Here is a 14,552-nt window from a genome sequence, read left to right as displayed (position 1 = left end):
TCCGAAAGCCTGGTGAAATATTCCATGGATTCAGAAGTTTGGTCAAAGCAAGCCTGTGGGTGTGGTTAACCTTTTGTCACCACGCTTGGGGCTGCTGAGAGTAGGCGATGTACAGGGGATGCTTGGGATGCCCGTCTTTTGTCAGCCCAAGATGAAACAGGGGCTGGCCGGTTCCGCGCAGCAGGTTTTCAACAGCAGGGCCACGCTCAAGATGTGCGCCGTGGGTGCCCCAGGCGGCGATGACCTGGTCGGCCCATTGGACACCGTCCAGAATGGCCGCGTCATTCTCGGGTCCGACCGGATCGGGGGCGGCTCGCATCTTGCGCGGGTCGGTGTCGCGCCAGGCAAAGATGTTGGTCACCTGAAATGCGCCGAACCCCAATGCCCGCGCCCGACGTTCGCACCGTTCCACCGTTGGGTCGTTCTGTACCTCGGTCGCGGTCGATGGGTTCAGCATGACGAACAGCGCCTTGCGCCCCGTCGGATCCCAGATGCGTGTCAGGCTATAGCGATAGTTCTCGCAATCGGAATACACGGCGGTCGAGGGCGCGTCGCCTTTGGTGTGGGAACGGGTGATCATGATGGGTTAGTGACCAATTGCGCCGGCTTTCGCAAGCGCAAGCTCAGCGGTCGGTGTATTTGTCCAAACCTTTGTCGACCCAGTTCAAGGCATATCCCGCTGGCCCGCGTATGCCCTGTTTCGGATTCGTGGGACAATCAAGCTGCACATGCGGATTGTCACGCAGAAGCGTGAGCGCGTCCCTGGCCGCAGCCAACTGGTCCTTGGTGACTTTGGGTACGTCGCTGTGCTTGACGGCCGCCAGTGTCATCCGATGCAGCGCCGAAGCCAGTGTCCAGACCGTATGATACCGCAGGCCTTCCAGTTTTGGGTGCGCTGCGATGCGGGCGATGACGGCAACCAAAGCGTCATAGAAGGTCAGGTCCCTGTTTGTCCGCAAAATCTCGGCGGCCACGTAAACATCTGCAGGGTCCGCGCCGGGTTTCAACCCGTCATGGATCGGCGCCGTATCGGGCAGGTTCCCCGCCAGGACTTTAAGCGACTGCCGGGTTTCTTCCAGTTCGGACACCGGCGCGTGAATGTCGAAGGCCGAATACAACGTATTCAGACGCGCGTTTTCCTCTTCCAACTCGGCGACATGCGCCTCTGTTTCGTCGAGCTTTTGCTTGACTTCACGAAGCTGAACTTCGAACTCGCCAAGCTTTGCGGACGAAACGTAGCGAGGGATCGCCTTAAGGCGCTCGGGCTTGCGGATGATCCATATGACCAGCCCCAGGGCGATCAGCGACCAGATCGAGATGTTTTCAAGAAACAGCTTCAGGTATTGGAAGACCGCATCGTTTTCCAACGTGAACCCCCATCGTTGCAATCGGTAATCCGACCGTAGCGGCAAAACCGAGTTGGGGGAACATCGCTCAGCTATCGACGAACACCCGGCTGGGGTGCAATTCGCCCGATTTGTAGATACCCACGGCCACAGCCTTGCCATCCAGTGAGGCCCAGGCCTCATCGCCGTATTCAACGTCCGATGCCAGAACCATGCCCGGATTGCCATTGCGCAGGCGGGTAGCACCTTCGGGGGTGCATTTCAGCTCGGGCAGGTCGGACAGGCCGGTCTCCAGCGGGTGCAGGTAATCGTCCAGTGCCTCGGTCTTGGCCATTTCATCGATCTGTTCGATGCTCAGCCCGTCTTCGGCCTCGAACGGGCCGGACCAGATGCGGCGCAGCTCTCTGACGTGGCCGTGACAGCCCAGTGCCTCGCCCAGATCGCGCGCGATCGAACGGACGTAGCCGCCTTTGCCGCATGTCATTTCCAGCACGACGTGATCTTCGTCGGGGCGGTCGACCAGAACCAGTTCCTCGACCCATAACGGGCGGGCGGACAGGTCCACATCCTCGCCGTCGCGGGCCAGCTTGTAGGCGCGCTGGCCGTCGATCTTCACGGCTGAGAACTTGGGCGGCACCTGCATGATGTCACCCAGAAACGGGGCCAGTGCCTGTTTGATGTCGTCATCCGAGGGGCGCGCGGGACTTTCAGCGATCACCTCGCCTTCGGCATCGTCGGTGTTGGTGGCCTGACCCAGACGCACGGTGAAAGTATAGGCTTTCAAAGCATCGGTGATGTAGGGAACGGTCTTGGTCGCCTCGCCCAGAGCCACGGCCAGAACACCGGTCGCTTCGGGGTCAAGTGTACCCGCATGGCCCGCCTTTTTTGCATCCATCGCCCAACGCACCTTGTTGACCACCGCGGTCGAGGTCATGCCCGCGGGCTTGTCCACCACCAGCCAACCGGAAATATCGCGGCCCTTGCGTTTGCGTCCCATACTGCACCTAGAAGATTGCTGAGGCGCGCGGGTTAGCGGATCGCCTCACTGCTGTCAATTTGCTGGCGCATCCTCGACCACGCCGACGATTGGCCCCAGCGAAAACCCGACATCGGACCGTTTGTTCGCCCGGTCATACATCCGAGAGATATTGCCGTCGAAGAACAGCGCGTTGGGCGTACCCAGAAGATCCCGGAACAGGCCGCCGAACTCGTGGAAAGTGACGTAATCATCCGAAATTGCAAACACAGCGCGGGTGCCGTCGGCACTGGTGCCCACACCGTTGCGCACATAGAGCGAGGTCGAATCGGGCAGGAAGCGCGGATGCAGCTCTCCGTTGATGACCAGCATTGGGCCGGATTGTGTGGCAAAACGGCAGTCGGGAATCTGATCGACGAAATCCAGTGTCTCGAACACGTCGGCGCGACCCTCGCGAATGCAGAACACGCCATTGGGCAACAGGCCGAAATTGCCGGGGCCCGGATTGGCGATCACGCGCATTTGTTCCTGGCCCTCTTCGACATAGTGACCGACAGGTGAGCGGTCTTCGTGATACATGCCCGCGTTCATCGCGAAGGCAAGCCGTTTGCCGCCCGGTTTCAGTGCATCATTGACGGAAGAGAAGTGCCCCAGCAGCTCGCCGTTTTCATCGTTCAGAAACAGACGCAGATCTTCGTTCGCAGCATCCACCTCGCAGACTGTGTACCGCTTGCCCTCATGGGTCAGCTTTTCACAGGTCACCGCAGAGGCTTGCGCGGCCCAGAAGGCCGCGATCAGCGAGACGGCGGGGCGGATCACTCGTCCAGATCGCGGCGCACCGCGTCCTGATCGAACATGCGGCGGGTGTCGTCCAGCCGGTCGAACGTGTCGTCCAGCCGGAACCGCAGATCGGGCGAGAATTTCAGACCGACCTTCTTGCCGACCATGCGCCGCAGCTCACCCTTGTTGCGGGCGAGCAGCGCGATCACGTCCTCCTGCCCTTTGCCGCCCAGCGGCAGCACGTAGGCAGTCGCAATCTTCAGATCGGGCGAGGTGCGCACCTCGCCAACTGTGATCGACATGCGATTCAGGTCGGGGTCGTGGACATCTCCGCGCGCCAGAACCTCGGACAGGGTGCGGCGGATCAGCTCGCCGACGCGCAGCTGTCGTTGGGACGGGCCGGGGCCATCGTGGAATTTGTTCTTTGCCATAAACCCCGATCTAAGCGCAAAGCGGGGCTTTGCCAAGCGGGCGCGAACGGGGTAGGAGGCTTTGAGCCGACCATCCGGCAGGCAACGCGAAAGGACCAGCGCCATGACCCATATTCCGGGGATCGTCATCACAGGGGCTTCGGGCCGTATGGGGCAGATGCTGATCAGGACCGTCACGGACAGTGATCAGGTTCGTCTGGTCGGCGTGGTCGAGCGTAACGGCCACGACTGGATCGGTCAGGATGTCGGCGAGGCGATGGGTGGGCAGGCGCTGGGCGTAGCCGTGACCGATGACCCGCTCGAGGCTTTCGCGCAGGCGCAGGCTGTCATCGATTTCACCGCACCCGAGGCGACGCTGGAATTTGCCGCCCTGGCCGCGCAAGCGCGTTGCGTGCACGTGATCGGCACCACCGGCATGACCGAAGAACAGATCGCGGCGCTGGAACCGGCCGCGCGCCATGCCGTGATCGTGCGGGCCGGCAACATGAGTCTGGGGGTCAACCTGCTGGTACAACTGACCAAAAAGGTTGCCGCCGCGCTGGATGAGGATTTCGATATTGAGATCATCGAAGGCCATCATCACCACAAGGTCGATGCACCATCGGGCACCGCGCTGATGCTGGGCGAAGCGGCTGCCGAAGGCCGGGGCGTCAATCTGGCCGATGTGTCCGACCGGGGTCGCGACGGCATTACCGGCGCGCGCAAGCGCGGTGACATTGGGTTCCACGCCATTCGGGGTGGGGACGTTGTCGGCGAGCATGACGTGTTGTTCGCAGCCCCCGGCGAACGCATCGTATTGCGCCATCTGGCCTCGGATCGCGCCATCTTTGCACGCGGTGCGCTGAAGGCGGCGCTGTGGGGGCAGGGCAAGGCGCCCGGTCAGTATGACATGGTGGATGTGCTGGGGCTCTGACCCGTAGACAGGTCGCCAGCCGGCGCTAAAGTCCGGGTATGCGTATCCTGAAATCCCCTGTGGCGTCCGGCCTGTTGCTCGTGGCGTTTTACCTGACGCTGCTGCCTTTTCTGGTGCATGGATTTGGCATGATCGGTATTGGGCTGTCTGACGATGCAGCCCAGCGCAGCTATTTGTTTGCCGACGGTCAGGGCATCTGCAATACGATGATGATGGTGCACATACTGGCCGGAACGGTGCTGTTGGCATTGGTGCCGCTGCAACTGATCAAAAGGCTTCGGCTTGGATTCAACCGATTTCACCGTGCATTGGGTTCTGTTCTGATTTCGCTTGCATTGATCACAGGCGCGGCGGGAATGGCCTATATCCTGTTGCGGGGAACGATTGGTGGCTCGGTGATGTCTGTGGGCTTCTTCCTCTATGGCCTGTGCCTGTTTGTTTCGGCTCTGATGCTGGCCCAAAAGGCAATGGCAGGTGATCGCGCTGGTCACTGGGCGTGGGGATTGCGACTGTTCTGGCTGGCGCTTGGGTCTTGGTTATACCGTGTGCACTACACATTATGGTACCTGCTGACCGGAGGGCTTGGGTCAGAGCCCGATTTCTCGGGCCCTTTTGATCTTGCGCAGAATTTCGCGTTCTTTCTTCCCTATCTGCTGGCCGTGCAGGTTTGGATTTCAGGGCGACTTAACGACCATCAGCGGGCGTTGCTCACAGATCCCTGATCTTGTCCGCACGCAGCGGGCAGGCGAGGTAGACACCGAATTCCTTCCCGATGTCAGCGCTGACCCGGGCGTGGACCTTGCCTTGACGGTCCAGGAACCGCTGGTCGTCCTCAACGGGAAAAATCCCCTCATGCCAGATGCCGGGATGGATATAGAGACCGCGCGAGCCGTCGCACCAGAATGCCACCACCTTGTCGGGGGTCAGGTTATCGCCGGGCAGCGCGGCAGGCACGATGAACGGTCTGTTATCCAGCGGCCAGAACATCTGCCCGCCATCCGGATGATAGTTCATGTGCCACAACAACACCTGATCGCGCGGCGCGGTTTGCTGTTCCGGTTGCGCTTGCTGCGGATCGGTCGACCAGCCGAGCACGTAGTGACCATTGACGGCCTCGTTTCGACCATAAAGCACATCACCCTTCCATTCTCCATGGAATGTGCCCTCGACCCAGCCGCCTTCGTCACCGGTGCCGTCATCGATCGGCCGCCAGCCCTGTTGCGGCCAGCGGACGATTTCGATTTCGAACGTATCAGGGTCATCGACCAGACAGCCGTAGCCTTTTACCGACTGCTCTGTCGCCCGGATCAGCGGAACCTCATGCCATGGCAGCGACGGCTTGGAGCTCGCTTCGAAGATGTATTCCGGCGCGTTCATGATGCCCCCAGATGTCTGTCGACCATACGCTGCACCATCGGTGCGAAATGGGCGAATTCCGGAGTTTCCATGTCGGCACGCTTGCCCGCCTCATCCAGATAGCGCACCTGAATAATCTCTTTAAGGTTCGGTTTGGCCTCGAACTCTGCCACTTCGTCGGCACTCATGGGTCCGCCCTGCAGTTCCAGTGTATGGACGGATGCGGCGGACAGGCGATTGAAATATTCGGGCTTGGTGGCGCAGAGATAGCGCTTGGCCGCGACGTGATAGCGGCAACAATCGGTGATGACCGACGGGAAAAACTGCTCCAGCACCTCGGCGCCAGCGTCCTCGTGGTGGCGATCCTCGGTGTCGTCGGGGTGATAAGTGCCGAATTCGGACGTGAAATGGCCGATATCGTGCAGCAATGCTCCGACGATGATCTCTTCGGTCTGGCCGTTCTGCTCGGCAATAGTGGCCCCCTGCAACATGTGCTGAGCCATGGTGACGGGCTCGCCCAGATATTCCTCTCCGCCACGGCGCTCGAAGATATCACCGATGAAGGCCACGATATTGTCGCGGTTCAGGGTCGAAAAATCGGGTTTCATTCCGCCGCCTCCGGTTGTGCCATCGCCATCGCGGCTAGAGTGGACAGCAATCCGTCCTTGTCGGCATAACACCCCTGCAGCCAGCGTGATCCGGCACCGGAATAGCCCAGACGGGCGTGCAGCACGCGGGTGTTGTCGACGATAAAGCTTTCGCCCGGTTCCAGCTTGAACGACACGCCCATGGCCGGGTCGTCGATGATTTCACCGAACTGCCGATAGGCGGCGTAGTAGGTTTCCATCTTGTCGAACGGCACATCCACAAACGGCGCGGATGAGCGGTTGTTAAAGCGGATGCTGATCAGTTCTCCGTCAGGTGAAAGCTCGATCATCGGGCGGCGCGAGCGCAGGCAGACACCGTCGGAACCCTTATACTCGAACCGCGCCGGATAGCCCGCCAGCAGAGCAAAACCTTCAGGGTTCAGGTCCCGCAGCTTTTCAGCGGCCCGGAAGCCATCGACCACGATCGAGTCACCGCCTTCGGCACTGTTTTCCAGGCAGTAGAGGATTTGCAGCGTCGGAACCGGATCACGGTAGGGATTGTCGGTATGGGCCTGCAGACCAAGGCCGGTATAGGCAAGGTTGGTGGGGTTCACCTCGGTCCGGACCTCGAAATAGGGGCCGTAGTTTGTTTCGCGGACGTAACCGAACAGATCGGCCACTTTCAGCAGCGATTCCGGTTCGGCGGGACCGCCGGTCAGCTTGGCAAAACCGAACTCGGCCACTGCGGCCAGCCAGTCCCTTTTGGCACCGGAGTTGACGTGAACCGCAGTCCAGTCGCCGGAGGGCGCCTCCATGCCGCGTTCCCAGGTTGTGATGCCGTGCGCGACGCGCCCGACTGCACCGCCGTGATCGTGATCATAGTCGTGGTCGGCCAGCCAGTCGGCCGGGAAGGAAACGGTCTTGTCTTCGGGCTGGAAGGTGACCTGCAGATCGCCGCCGACAATTTCTGCTGCACTGACCGAAACATTTGCGGGAATGTCACCGATGGTGATCAGACGTTGTCCGTTGCCCGGCGCGCGGGTGTCGGGGTCCAGCGCGTTGTCACGCAGCCAGATGGCGTGAAAGCGCGATTGGGACGCGTCGGCAAAAGTGACAGTTACGACCGAAGGGGTGAAAGTGGCGGTGCGCAGCATTGGGAATCTCCTGTTCAGCGCGGCTTTGGTTGAGGAGATACGGTGCTTGTGGCATTAATACAATTAATCCTTCTTTCTGCTGAGGCCCGGAAAAACTAATGGATAGAAAGAAAGTCGGTCTGCCCCCTCTGGATTGGCTGCGCGTGTTCGAGGCTGCCGGGCGTCTTGGCGGGTTTTCAGCCGCCGCGCGTGAGTTTGGCCTGACGCAGGCGGCGGTAAGCCAGCGGATCGGCAACCTTGAATCCTGGCTGGGCCGAACATTGTTCGTGCGCGAAGCGCGCGGCGTGTCCCTGACTGTTGAAGGCGAAAGTTACCTGCCGCTGGTGCAAGACAGTCTGCAGGCACTGGAGCGAAATACAGAAGACCTGTTCGGCAAATCCCCGCGAGAGCTGCGTGTCGCGGGCCTGTCCTCGAACATCCACGCACTGGTTCTGCCGGCCGTCGCGCGGTTTCAGGAGGTGCGGCCCAAGGTGCGGGTGATGACCGACTCGGTTGCGCGCCGGTCGTCGCTGGACGAGGAGAGGACATGGCTGCAAATCCGCTACGGCCGCGGAACCTGGCCCGGGCGCGATGCGGCGCTGATCGCGCGTGAGGTTCTGGTGCCGATGGCCGCGCCGGGTGTCGAATGGGGCGCGCCGCTGATTGATCTGCGCGGGGAACGACCGGCATGGCGGGACTGGGCGCGCAAGACGGACAATGCGGAATTGCCGCCGTCAAAGATCAGTCTCGATTCGATGGAACACGCGATTTCCGCAGCTCGGCAGGGGATCGGCGTGGCGCTGGGTTCGGTGCCTCTGGCCCATTCGGACTTACATGCGGGACGATTGTGCAGGCTGGATCTGCCCGAGTTGCCGACCAAGGATGGCTATTGGCTGACATGGCCCGAAGAGCGTGCGAAATCGAACAAGCAGCGCGCGCTGATCGCTGATTTTCTGCAGGCTTTGCGGGGCTGAACGATCAGAAATCGATGGCGATGCCTTTTTTCTCCCAATCGCCATAGCGGGCCGGGTCGGGGCCGTCGCGTCCGCCCAGTTCCTTTGGCATTTGCTTGGCTTCGGTCTCGGCCTTCTTGCGGCGTTCTTCGGCTTCGGCCAGCGCGCGCTGGGCGGCAGGCGGCAGGTCTTTGCGCTGATCGGTCATGACATCGGGTTCCTTTCCGTGCATGGGCTTGATATACGCCCGCGTCCGCCCTTGGCAATGCGGGCTTGGGTCACAGGAAAGGCGAATCCATGTCTGACAGCGCAACAGCGGCGCGGCGCAGCGCGATCTATCTGCTGGATCAGATTTTGGGAGAAGGGCGATTGCTGTCGGAATGCCTGGCCGCAGGCGCGCTGGATCGTTTTGAACCCGAGGACCGTGCAAGGGCTCAGCGTCTAGCGCTGCAAACGTTGCGCGGGTTGGAGCGGGCGGACCGCCTGCTGGACAATCACCTGAACCGAACCCCGGCGCTGACTGTCCATAACGCCTTGCGCCTTGGCGCGGTCGAGTTGTGCCACGGCGAGGCGGCGCATGGCGTCGTCAACTCCATGGTCGAGATCGTAGGCCGGTCGCGCAAGCATGGACGCCTAAAGGGCTTGGTAAACGCCGTGCTGCGTAAAGTCGCCGCTGAAGGGCCGGATGCCTGGCCGAGAATGCGGGTGCCGCGCCTGCCGGATTGGCTGCGGGAACCGCTGATCATGGCCTGGGGTCCCGATGCCGTTGCCGGCATGGAGAGGGCTCATTTCAATGGCGCGCCACTGGACATCACGCTAAAGCCCGGCGCGACCGGACCCGGTGAGGCTTTGCCAACGGGTTCAATGCGCGTTCACGATGCCGGCCAGGTATCGACCCTGCCGGGTTATGACAGGGGCGCGTGGTGGGTACAGGATGCAGCGGCGGCCTTGCCCGTGCGGGTGCTGGCGCCGAAAGCGGGTGAGCGAATTCTGGACCTCTGTGCCGCCCCCGGCGGCAAGACGTTGCAACTGGCGGCGGCTGGGGCAGATGTCACCGCGCTGGACATCTCGGAAGGGCGGCTGGAGCGGGTGCGCGAAAACCTTGCCCGCACCGGTTTGTCAGCCAAGGTCATCGCCGGCGACGCGTTGGAACATCAGGGTCAGTATGATGCCATCCTGCTGGATGCCCCCTGTTCCGCCACGGGCACCATTCGTCGGCACCCTGACCTGACCTTTGCAAAGGATGGTTCGGAATTTGGCGGGCTGATCGAATTGCAGGCCCAGATGCTGGCCCATGCCTGGACCCTTCTGAAACCCGGCGGGCGGCTGGTCTATTGCACCTGCTCGCTGCTGCCGGATGAAGGCGAGGTGCAGGTCGAAGAGGCGCTGGAACAATATCCGGATATGCAGATCGACCAAGGCGCGCTGGGCATCGAAGGTGTCGATTCCGACTGGATCACGCAGGAAGGCGGGTTGCGCCTGCGGCCAGACTTTTGGGAGGATCGGGGCGGCATGGACGGGTTCTATATCGCCTGCCTGAACAAATCCGCCTGAAGGCACGCTTTTCGATGACTTGACGCGCCGCCCGGTCTATCGTTGGGTCTCAGGCGCCAGCAGAGCGCAAGGGGCAGAGAAACAAGCGTCATGTCGAAGTCGGACACCATGGCCAACCGGTGGATGCGGTTTCAGAACCGTTTCTACGCGCGCCTCAGCCAGCGCCAGAAGGCGGTCACCGGATTTGTCAGCCAGCCCGAACCCCGCGCTGTCGGCTCATTCGCGCGCGGCAGGCAGTTGGTGGCCGGGAACCTGCTGTTCGCCGGTTACTTGGTCGAGGCGCAGGATACCGGGCTGTGGGATGTCGCAGCGCCCAGTGCCGGTTTTGACAATGAGCGTCACGGATTTGCCTGGCTGGACGATCTGGCCGCAGTTGGAGACATGCGCGCGCGGGAAAAAGCCCAGCGTTGGGTCTGGGGTTGGATCGCGACACATGGCCGGGGGCAGGGACCCGGCTGGGCGCCCGACCTGACAGGTCGCCGGGTGATCCGCTGGATCAACCACGCCATTTTCCTGTTGCGCGGTGTGGACGAGCAGCACAGCAGGCTGTTCTTCCGCTCTCTGGCGCAGCAAACGTGGTATCTGTCCAAACGCTGGCACGCCGCGACGCCGGGCTTGCCCCGGTTCGAAGCGTTGACCGGTCTGGTGCAGGCCGGTCTGGCGCTGGAGGGATTGGAGAGACTGGCCGATCCGGCCCTCAGCGCATTGTCGCGGGAATGCGAGCGGCAGGTGGATAAGCAGGGCGGGATCAGCACCCGGAACCCCGAAGAATTGCTTGAGGTATTTACGCTTCTGTCCTGGACATCCGCCGCGCTGAGTGAACTGGGTCGGGGGACGCCGGGATCTCAGCTGAACGCGATCAGACGCATTGCACCGACCCTGCGCAGTCTGCGGCATTCGGACGGCGCGCTGGCCCGGTTTCATGGTGGCGGGCGCGGCCTCGAAGGGCGGCTGGATCAGGCCCTGGCGCAAAGTGGCGTGAAGCCGGACCATTCAACAGGGCTGTCAATGGGATATGCCCGTCTCTACGCCGCAAGAACCAGCGTGATCATCGATGCCAGCGCACCGCCCAAAGGGGCTGCATCCTATAACGCGCACGCTTCCACCCTGGCGTTTGAGCTGACATCCGGACGCAGGCCGTTGGTCGTGAATTGCGGGTCCGGCGCTAGTTTCGGGCTCGAGTGGCGTCGGGCCGGGCGGGCGACGCCTTCTCATTCTACCCTTTGCCTGGACGGGTATTCTAGCGCCCGCCTGACCGATCCGGCCCCGGGCACGGAAAACGAAGCGCTGGTCGATGCGCCCTCGCAGGTCCTGACCGAGGTTGAGGCCGGTTTTGAAGGAACCCGCTTCATGGCTGGTCATGACGGGTACGCAAAAGTGTTTGGTCTGACCCACGCCCGTACTTTTGAACTGCGTTTTGACGGCCGCGAACTTGTGGGTGAAGACATTTTGCTGACCGCAACCGACAAGGCGAAGCGGCAGTTTGACAAGGCAATGGATGCCTCGGGCCTGTCGGGTATCGCGTTTGATATCCGGTTTCACCTGCACCCCGACGTGGATGCGGCGCTGGATTTGGGGGGTGCTGCGGTGTCGATGGCTCTCAAAAGCGGTGAAATCTGGGTTTTTCGCCATGATGGCGCGGGAAAATTGTCAGTCGAGCCAAGCGTTTACCTTGAGAAAGGGCGTTTGAAGCCGCGCGCGACAAAACAGATCGTTCTATCCGGGCGCGCAATGGAGTATGCGACCCGCATCCGGTGGACGCTGAGCAAGGCACAGGATACAGCCTATGCCGTACGCGATCTGCACCGGGACGAGCCCGAGTTTGACTGACGCCAAAAGGACCTTTGGACCCATGACCGACCTTCACCCCGTGCGCCGCGCGTTGCTTTCCGTTTCCGACAAGACCGGGCTGATCGAGCTGGGAAAGGCGCTGGCCGAGCGTGGGGTCGAGCTGCTGTCGACCGGCGGCACGGCCAAGGCGCTGCGCGAGGCAGGGCTTGAGGTGAAGGACGTCAGTGAGATCACAGGCTTCCCCGAGATGATGGATGGCCGTGTGAAAACCCTGCATCCGATGGTGCATGGCGGGCTGCTCGCGCTACGCGACAACGACACCCACGTTGCTGCGATGGAAGAACACGGCATCGGTCCAATCGACCTGCTGGTGGTGAACCTCTACCCGTTCGAGGCGACAGTGGCCAAAGGTGCTGGTTACGACGAATGTATCGAAAATATCGATATCGGCGGACCTGCGATGATCCGCGCGGCCTCCAAGAACCACGCCTTCGTGAACGTGGTCGTGGATGTCGAGGACTATTCCTCGCTGCTGGATCAGTTGGAAGAGAATTACGGCAAGACTTCGTACGGGTTCCGCCAGTGGCTGGCGCAAAAGGCCTACGCCCGGACCGCAGCGTACGACACCGCAGTTTCGAATTGGATGGCCGACGCATTGCAGCTTGAAGCGCCCAAGCGCCGATCTTTTGCGGGTGAGCTGAAACAGACCCTGCGCTATGGTGAGAACAGCCATCAACAGGCGGCTTTCTACACTGATGGAACCAACCGTCCGGGTGTGGCGACCGCCGTTCAGCACCAGGGCAAGGAACTGAGCTACAACAACATCAACGACACAGATGCTGCGTTTGAATTGGTGGCCGAGTTCAATCCTGCAAAAGGTGCGGCCTGTGCGATCATTAAGCATGCCAACCCTTGCGGCGTAGCCACAGGCACGACCTTGCTGGAAGCGTATAAGTCAGCCTTCGACTGCGACCGGACTTCGGCCTTTGGTGGGATCGTGGCACTGAACCAGCCGCTGGACGCCGAGACTGCGCAGGAAATCACCGGGATTTTCACCGAAGTCGTGATCGCCCCCGGCGCGTCGGACGAGGCAAAGGCGATCTTCGCGGCCAAGAAAAACCTGCGTCTGCTGACCACCGAAGGCCTGCCGGATGTGACCACTGGTGGCAAAACCGTGCGACAGGTGGCCGGTGGCCTGCTGGTGCAGGACAAGGACAATGGGTTCATCGGAATGGATGACCTGAAGGTTGTCACCAAAAAGGCCCCGACCGAAGAGCAGATGCGCGACCTGCTGTTTGCCTGGAAAGTCGCCAAGCACGTCAAATCCAACGCCATCGTCTACGTCAAAGACGGTGCGACCGTGGGCGTGGGCGCGGGCCAGATGAGCCGCTTGGACTCTGCCATGATTGCCGCCAAGAAGGCCGAACGCATGGCCGATGCGCTTGGCTTGCCGCAACCGCTGACCATTGGCTCGGCCGTGGCGTCCGATGCGTTCTTCCCCTTCCCTGACGGGCTGATGGAGGCCGCCGAAGCCGGCGCGACCTGCGTGATCCAGCCGGGCGGCTCGATGCGCGATGACGAGGTGATCGCTGCGGCGGACGAGGCAGGCCTTGCAATGGTCTTCACCGGCATGCGCCATTTCCGTCACTGATGCGTTATCGCCTGCTGCTCTGGGCCGCGCTGGCGGCGCTGTTGATCGACCAGATCAGTAAATATCTGGTCGTTCACGTGATGCGCGTGGCCGAAAGGCCCGGGGGTGTCGACGTGTTGCCGCCGCTGCTTGTGTTCAAGTACGGCGAGAATCGCGGGATTAACTTTGGCCTGTTTCAGGGGAACACGGACGCAGCCCGCTGGTTTCTGATTGGCATATCGGTCGTGATCTGCACCGCCGTTCTGATCTGGTTGATGCGGACGACCCCGTCGAAGCTGATGCAGATTTGCGGCGGCTTGCTGATCGGCGGGGCGCTTGGAAATGTGGTGGACCGTGTTCTGTACGGTTATGTCCTGGACTTCCTGAACATGTCCTGTTGTGGCATCGATAACCCGTTTGTCTTCAATCTGGCCGATGTGTTCATTTTTGCCGGAGCACTGGGGCTTGTTCTGTTTGATGGCAAAAAGCCCTCGTGACGCGCCGGACGATATGCGATAAAAGCGCCTCAAACAGGCTGGAGACACAAATGCGGATGCCGCTTGCCATACTTGCACTGACACTTGCCGTTGCCGTGGCGGGCTGTTCCAAACGTGGTCTGCGCGATCTTCAGCCACCCGGACCGGGTCCGGACGAATTTTCGGTGCTGCCGGTCAAGCCGCTGACAGCACCCAAGGATTACAGCTTCCTGCCGGCCCCCACACCGGGTGGCGGCAATCTGGTTGATCCGACACCCAAGGCGGATGCCGTGGTGGCGCTGGGGGGCAGTGCGGCGGCACTGAACTCGAATACCAGCATTCCGTCTTCAGATGCGGCACTGGTCACCGCCTCCAGCCGTTATGGCGTTCCGGCCAATACGCGGCAGGTCGTCGCGCAGGAAGATGCGGATTTCCGCAAGCGCCGTGGCCGCTGGACAGGTCTGAAACTGTTCCCGGTTGACCGCTATGAGCAGGTTTACGAGCGGCAGGCGATCAACGCGAATGCGCAAAACGAAGCAGCCCGCGCGGCAGGGATTGAGACTCCCTCGGCCCCGCCTGCCGATGAATAATTCTTAACTTTCCGTCATCGCCCTTGAACCCGCGCG

At 61.5% G+C, this 14,552-nt stretch carries 17 protein-coding genes; 8 read left to right on the top strand and 9 right to left on the bottom strand.

Annotation, left to right across the window (positions count from 1 at the left end; translation table 11 throughout):
- Positions 1 to 76: 76 nt before the first annotated feature.
- From ACR0J8_RS13865 to rbfA, 5 genes are all read right to left on the bottom strand, one after another.
- Positions 77 to 580, bottom strand: a complete 504-nt coding sequence (locus ACR0J8_RS13865; protein WP_170613062.1) for a DUF1643 domain-containing protein — start codon at positions 578 to 580, stop codon at positions 77 to 79.
- Positions 581 to 623: 43 nt separating this feature from the next.
- Positions 624 to 1,367, bottom strand: coding sequence for a hypothetical protein (locus tag ACR0J8_RS13860; RefSeq protein ID WP_480890724.1), 744 nt, complete (start codon positions 1,365 to 1,367; stop codon positions 624 to 626).
- A gap of 67 nt (positions 1,368 to 1,434) precedes the next feature.
- A complete protein-coding gene (truB, locus tag ACR0J8_RS13855; protein ID WP_170807001.1) occupies positions 1,435 to 2,343 on the bottom strand; it encodes a tRNA pseudouridine(55) synthase TruB in 909 nt (302 codons plus the stop codon).
- A gap of 54 nt (positions 2,344 to 2,397) precedes the next feature.
- Positions 2,398 to 3,141: a phosphodiester glycosidase family protein gene (locus tag ACR0J8_RS13850; RefSeq protein WP_480522941.1), complete on the bottom strand. Its 744-nt coding sequence runs from the start codon at positions 3,139 to 3,141 to the stop codon at positions 2,398 to 2,400.
- The gene (gene rbfA / locus ACR0J8_RS13845) at positions 3,138 to 3,533 is read right to left on the bottom strand and encodes a 30S ribosome-binding factor RbfA (RefSeq protein WP_170613070.1); all 396 of its coding nucleotides are present in this window, start codon (positions 3,531 to 3,533) and stop codon (positions 3,138 to 3,140) included. Before rbfA ends, ACR0J8_RS13850 begins: the two co-directional genes overlap by 4 nt.
- A 103-nt stretch (positions 3,534 to 3,636) precedes the next feature.
- Between rbfA and dapB the strand changes: the two genes are divergently transcribed.
- Both dapB and ACR0J8_RS13835 read left to right on the top strand, forming a co-directional pair.
- A complete protein-coding gene (gene dapB / locus ACR0J8_RS13840) occupies positions 3,637 to 4,446 on the top strand; it encodes a 4-hydroxy-tetrahydrodipicolinate reductase (RefSeq protein ID WP_480522940.1) in 810 nt (269 codons plus the stop codon).
- 38 nt (positions 4,447 to 4,484) lie between these two features.
- A complete protein-coding gene (locus ACR0J8_RS13835) occupies positions 4,485 to 5,168 on the top strand; it encodes a DUF2306 domain-containing protein (RefSeq protein WP_480522939.1) in 684 nt (227 codons plus the stop codon).
- Here ACR0J8_RS13835 and ACR0J8_RS13830 read toward each other — a convergent pair.
- The 3 genes from ACR0J8_RS13830 to tmpA are packed head-to-tail and all read right to left on the bottom strand — an operon-like array spanning position 5,155 to position 7,543.
- Positions 5,155 to 5,823, bottom strand: coding sequence for an ureidoglycolate lyase (locus ACR0J8_RS13830; protein WP_321249771.1), 669 nt, complete (start codon positions 5,821 to 5,823; stop codon positions 5,155 to 5,157). The genes ACR0J8_RS13835 and ACR0J8_RS13830 overlap by 14 nt on opposite strands.
- A complete protein-coding gene (tmpB, locus tag ACR0J8_RS13825) occupies positions 5,820 to 6,410 on the bottom strand; it encodes a (R)-1-hydroxy-2-trimethylaminoethylphosphonate oxygenase (RefSeq protein ID WP_480522938.1) in 591 nt (196 codons plus the stop codon). Before tmpB ends, ACR0J8_RS13830 begins: the two co-directional genes overlap by 4 nt.
- Positions 6,407 to 7,543 carry a 2-trimethylaminoethylphosphonate dioxygenase gene (gene tmpA / locus ACR0J8_RS13820; RefSeq protein WP_480890719.1) on the bottom strand — a complete coding sequence of 379 codons (1,137 nt, stop codon included), beginning with the start codon at positions 7,541 to 7,543 and terminating at the stop codon, positions 6,407 to 6,409. The genes tmpB and tmpA overlap by 4 nt, the downstream gene beginning before the upstream one ends.
- A 98-nt stretch (positions 7,544 to 7,641) precedes the next feature.
- Between tmpA and ACR0J8_RS13815 the strand changes: the two genes are divergently transcribed.
- A complete protein-coding gene (locus ACR0J8_RS13815; protein ID WP_170806996.1) occupies positions 7,642 to 8,496 on the top strand; it encodes a LysR family transcriptional regulator in 855 nt (284 codons plus the stop codon).
- A gap of 4 nt (positions 8,497 to 8,500) precedes the next feature.
- Here the strand turns inward: ACR0J8_RS13815 and ACR0J8_RS13810 are convergent, their stop codons facing one another.
- Positions 8,501 to 8,683, bottom strand: coding sequence for a DUF1674 domain-containing protein (locus ACR0J8_RS13810; RefSeq protein WP_480522936.1), 183 nt, complete (start codon positions 8,681 to 8,683; stop codon positions 8,501 to 8,503).
- Positions 8,684 to 8,772: 89 nt separating this feature from the next.
- Here ACR0J8_RS13810 and ACR0J8_RS13805 point away from each other — a divergent pair, with 89 nt between their 5' ends.
- The 5 genes from ACR0J8_RS13805 to ACR0J8_RS13785 all read left to right on the top strand — a co-directional run bounded on the left by ACR0J8_RS13805 (position 8,773) and on the right by ACR0J8_RS13785 (position 14,516).
- The gene (locus tag ACR0J8_RS13805) at positions 8,773 to 10,029 is read left to right on the top strand and encodes an RsmB/NOP family class I SAM-dependent RNA methyltransferase (RefSeq protein ID WP_480890716.1); all 1,257 of its coding nucleotides are present in this window, start codon (positions 8,773 to 8,775) and stop codon (positions 10,027 to 10,029) included.
- 90 nt (positions 10,030 to 10,119) lie between these two features.
- Positions 10,120 to 11,859 carry a heparinase II/III family protein gene (locus ACR0J8_RS13800; protein WP_321249767.1) on the top strand — a complete coding sequence of 580 codons (1,740 nt, stop codon included), beginning with the start codon at positions 10,120 to 10,122 and terminating at the stop codon, positions 11,857 to 11,859.
- 22 nt (positions 11,860 to 11,881) lie between these two features.
- Positions 11,882 to 13,471: a bifunctional phosphoribosylaminoimidazolecarboxamide formyltransferase/IMP cyclohydrolase gene (gene purH, locus ACR0J8_RS13795; protein WP_480522934.1), complete on the top strand. Its 1,590-nt coding sequence runs from the start codon at positions 11,882 to 11,884 to the stop codon at positions 13,469 to 13,471.
- A complete protein-coding gene (lspA, locus tag ACR0J8_RS13790) occupies positions 13,471 to 13,947 on the top strand; it encodes a signal peptidase II (RefSeq protein WP_170679842.1) in 477 nt (158 codons plus the stop codon). Before purH ends, lspA begins: the two co-directional genes overlap by 1 nt.
- 50 nt (positions 13,948 to 13,997) lie before the next feature.
- Entirely contained in the window at positions 13,998 to 14,516 is a 519-nt protein-coding gene (locus ACR0J8_RS13785) for a DUF3035 domain-containing protein (RefSeq protein ID WP_170613092.1), read from the top strand.
- Positions 14,517 to 14,552: the final 36 nt, after the last annotated feature.

The sequence above is a fragment of the Ruegeria sp. N11 genome, assembly GCF_056531525.1.
The sequence above is the reverse complement of the archived record's forward strand: the minus strand, read 5'-3'. Positions and strand labels throughout refer to the sequence as shown.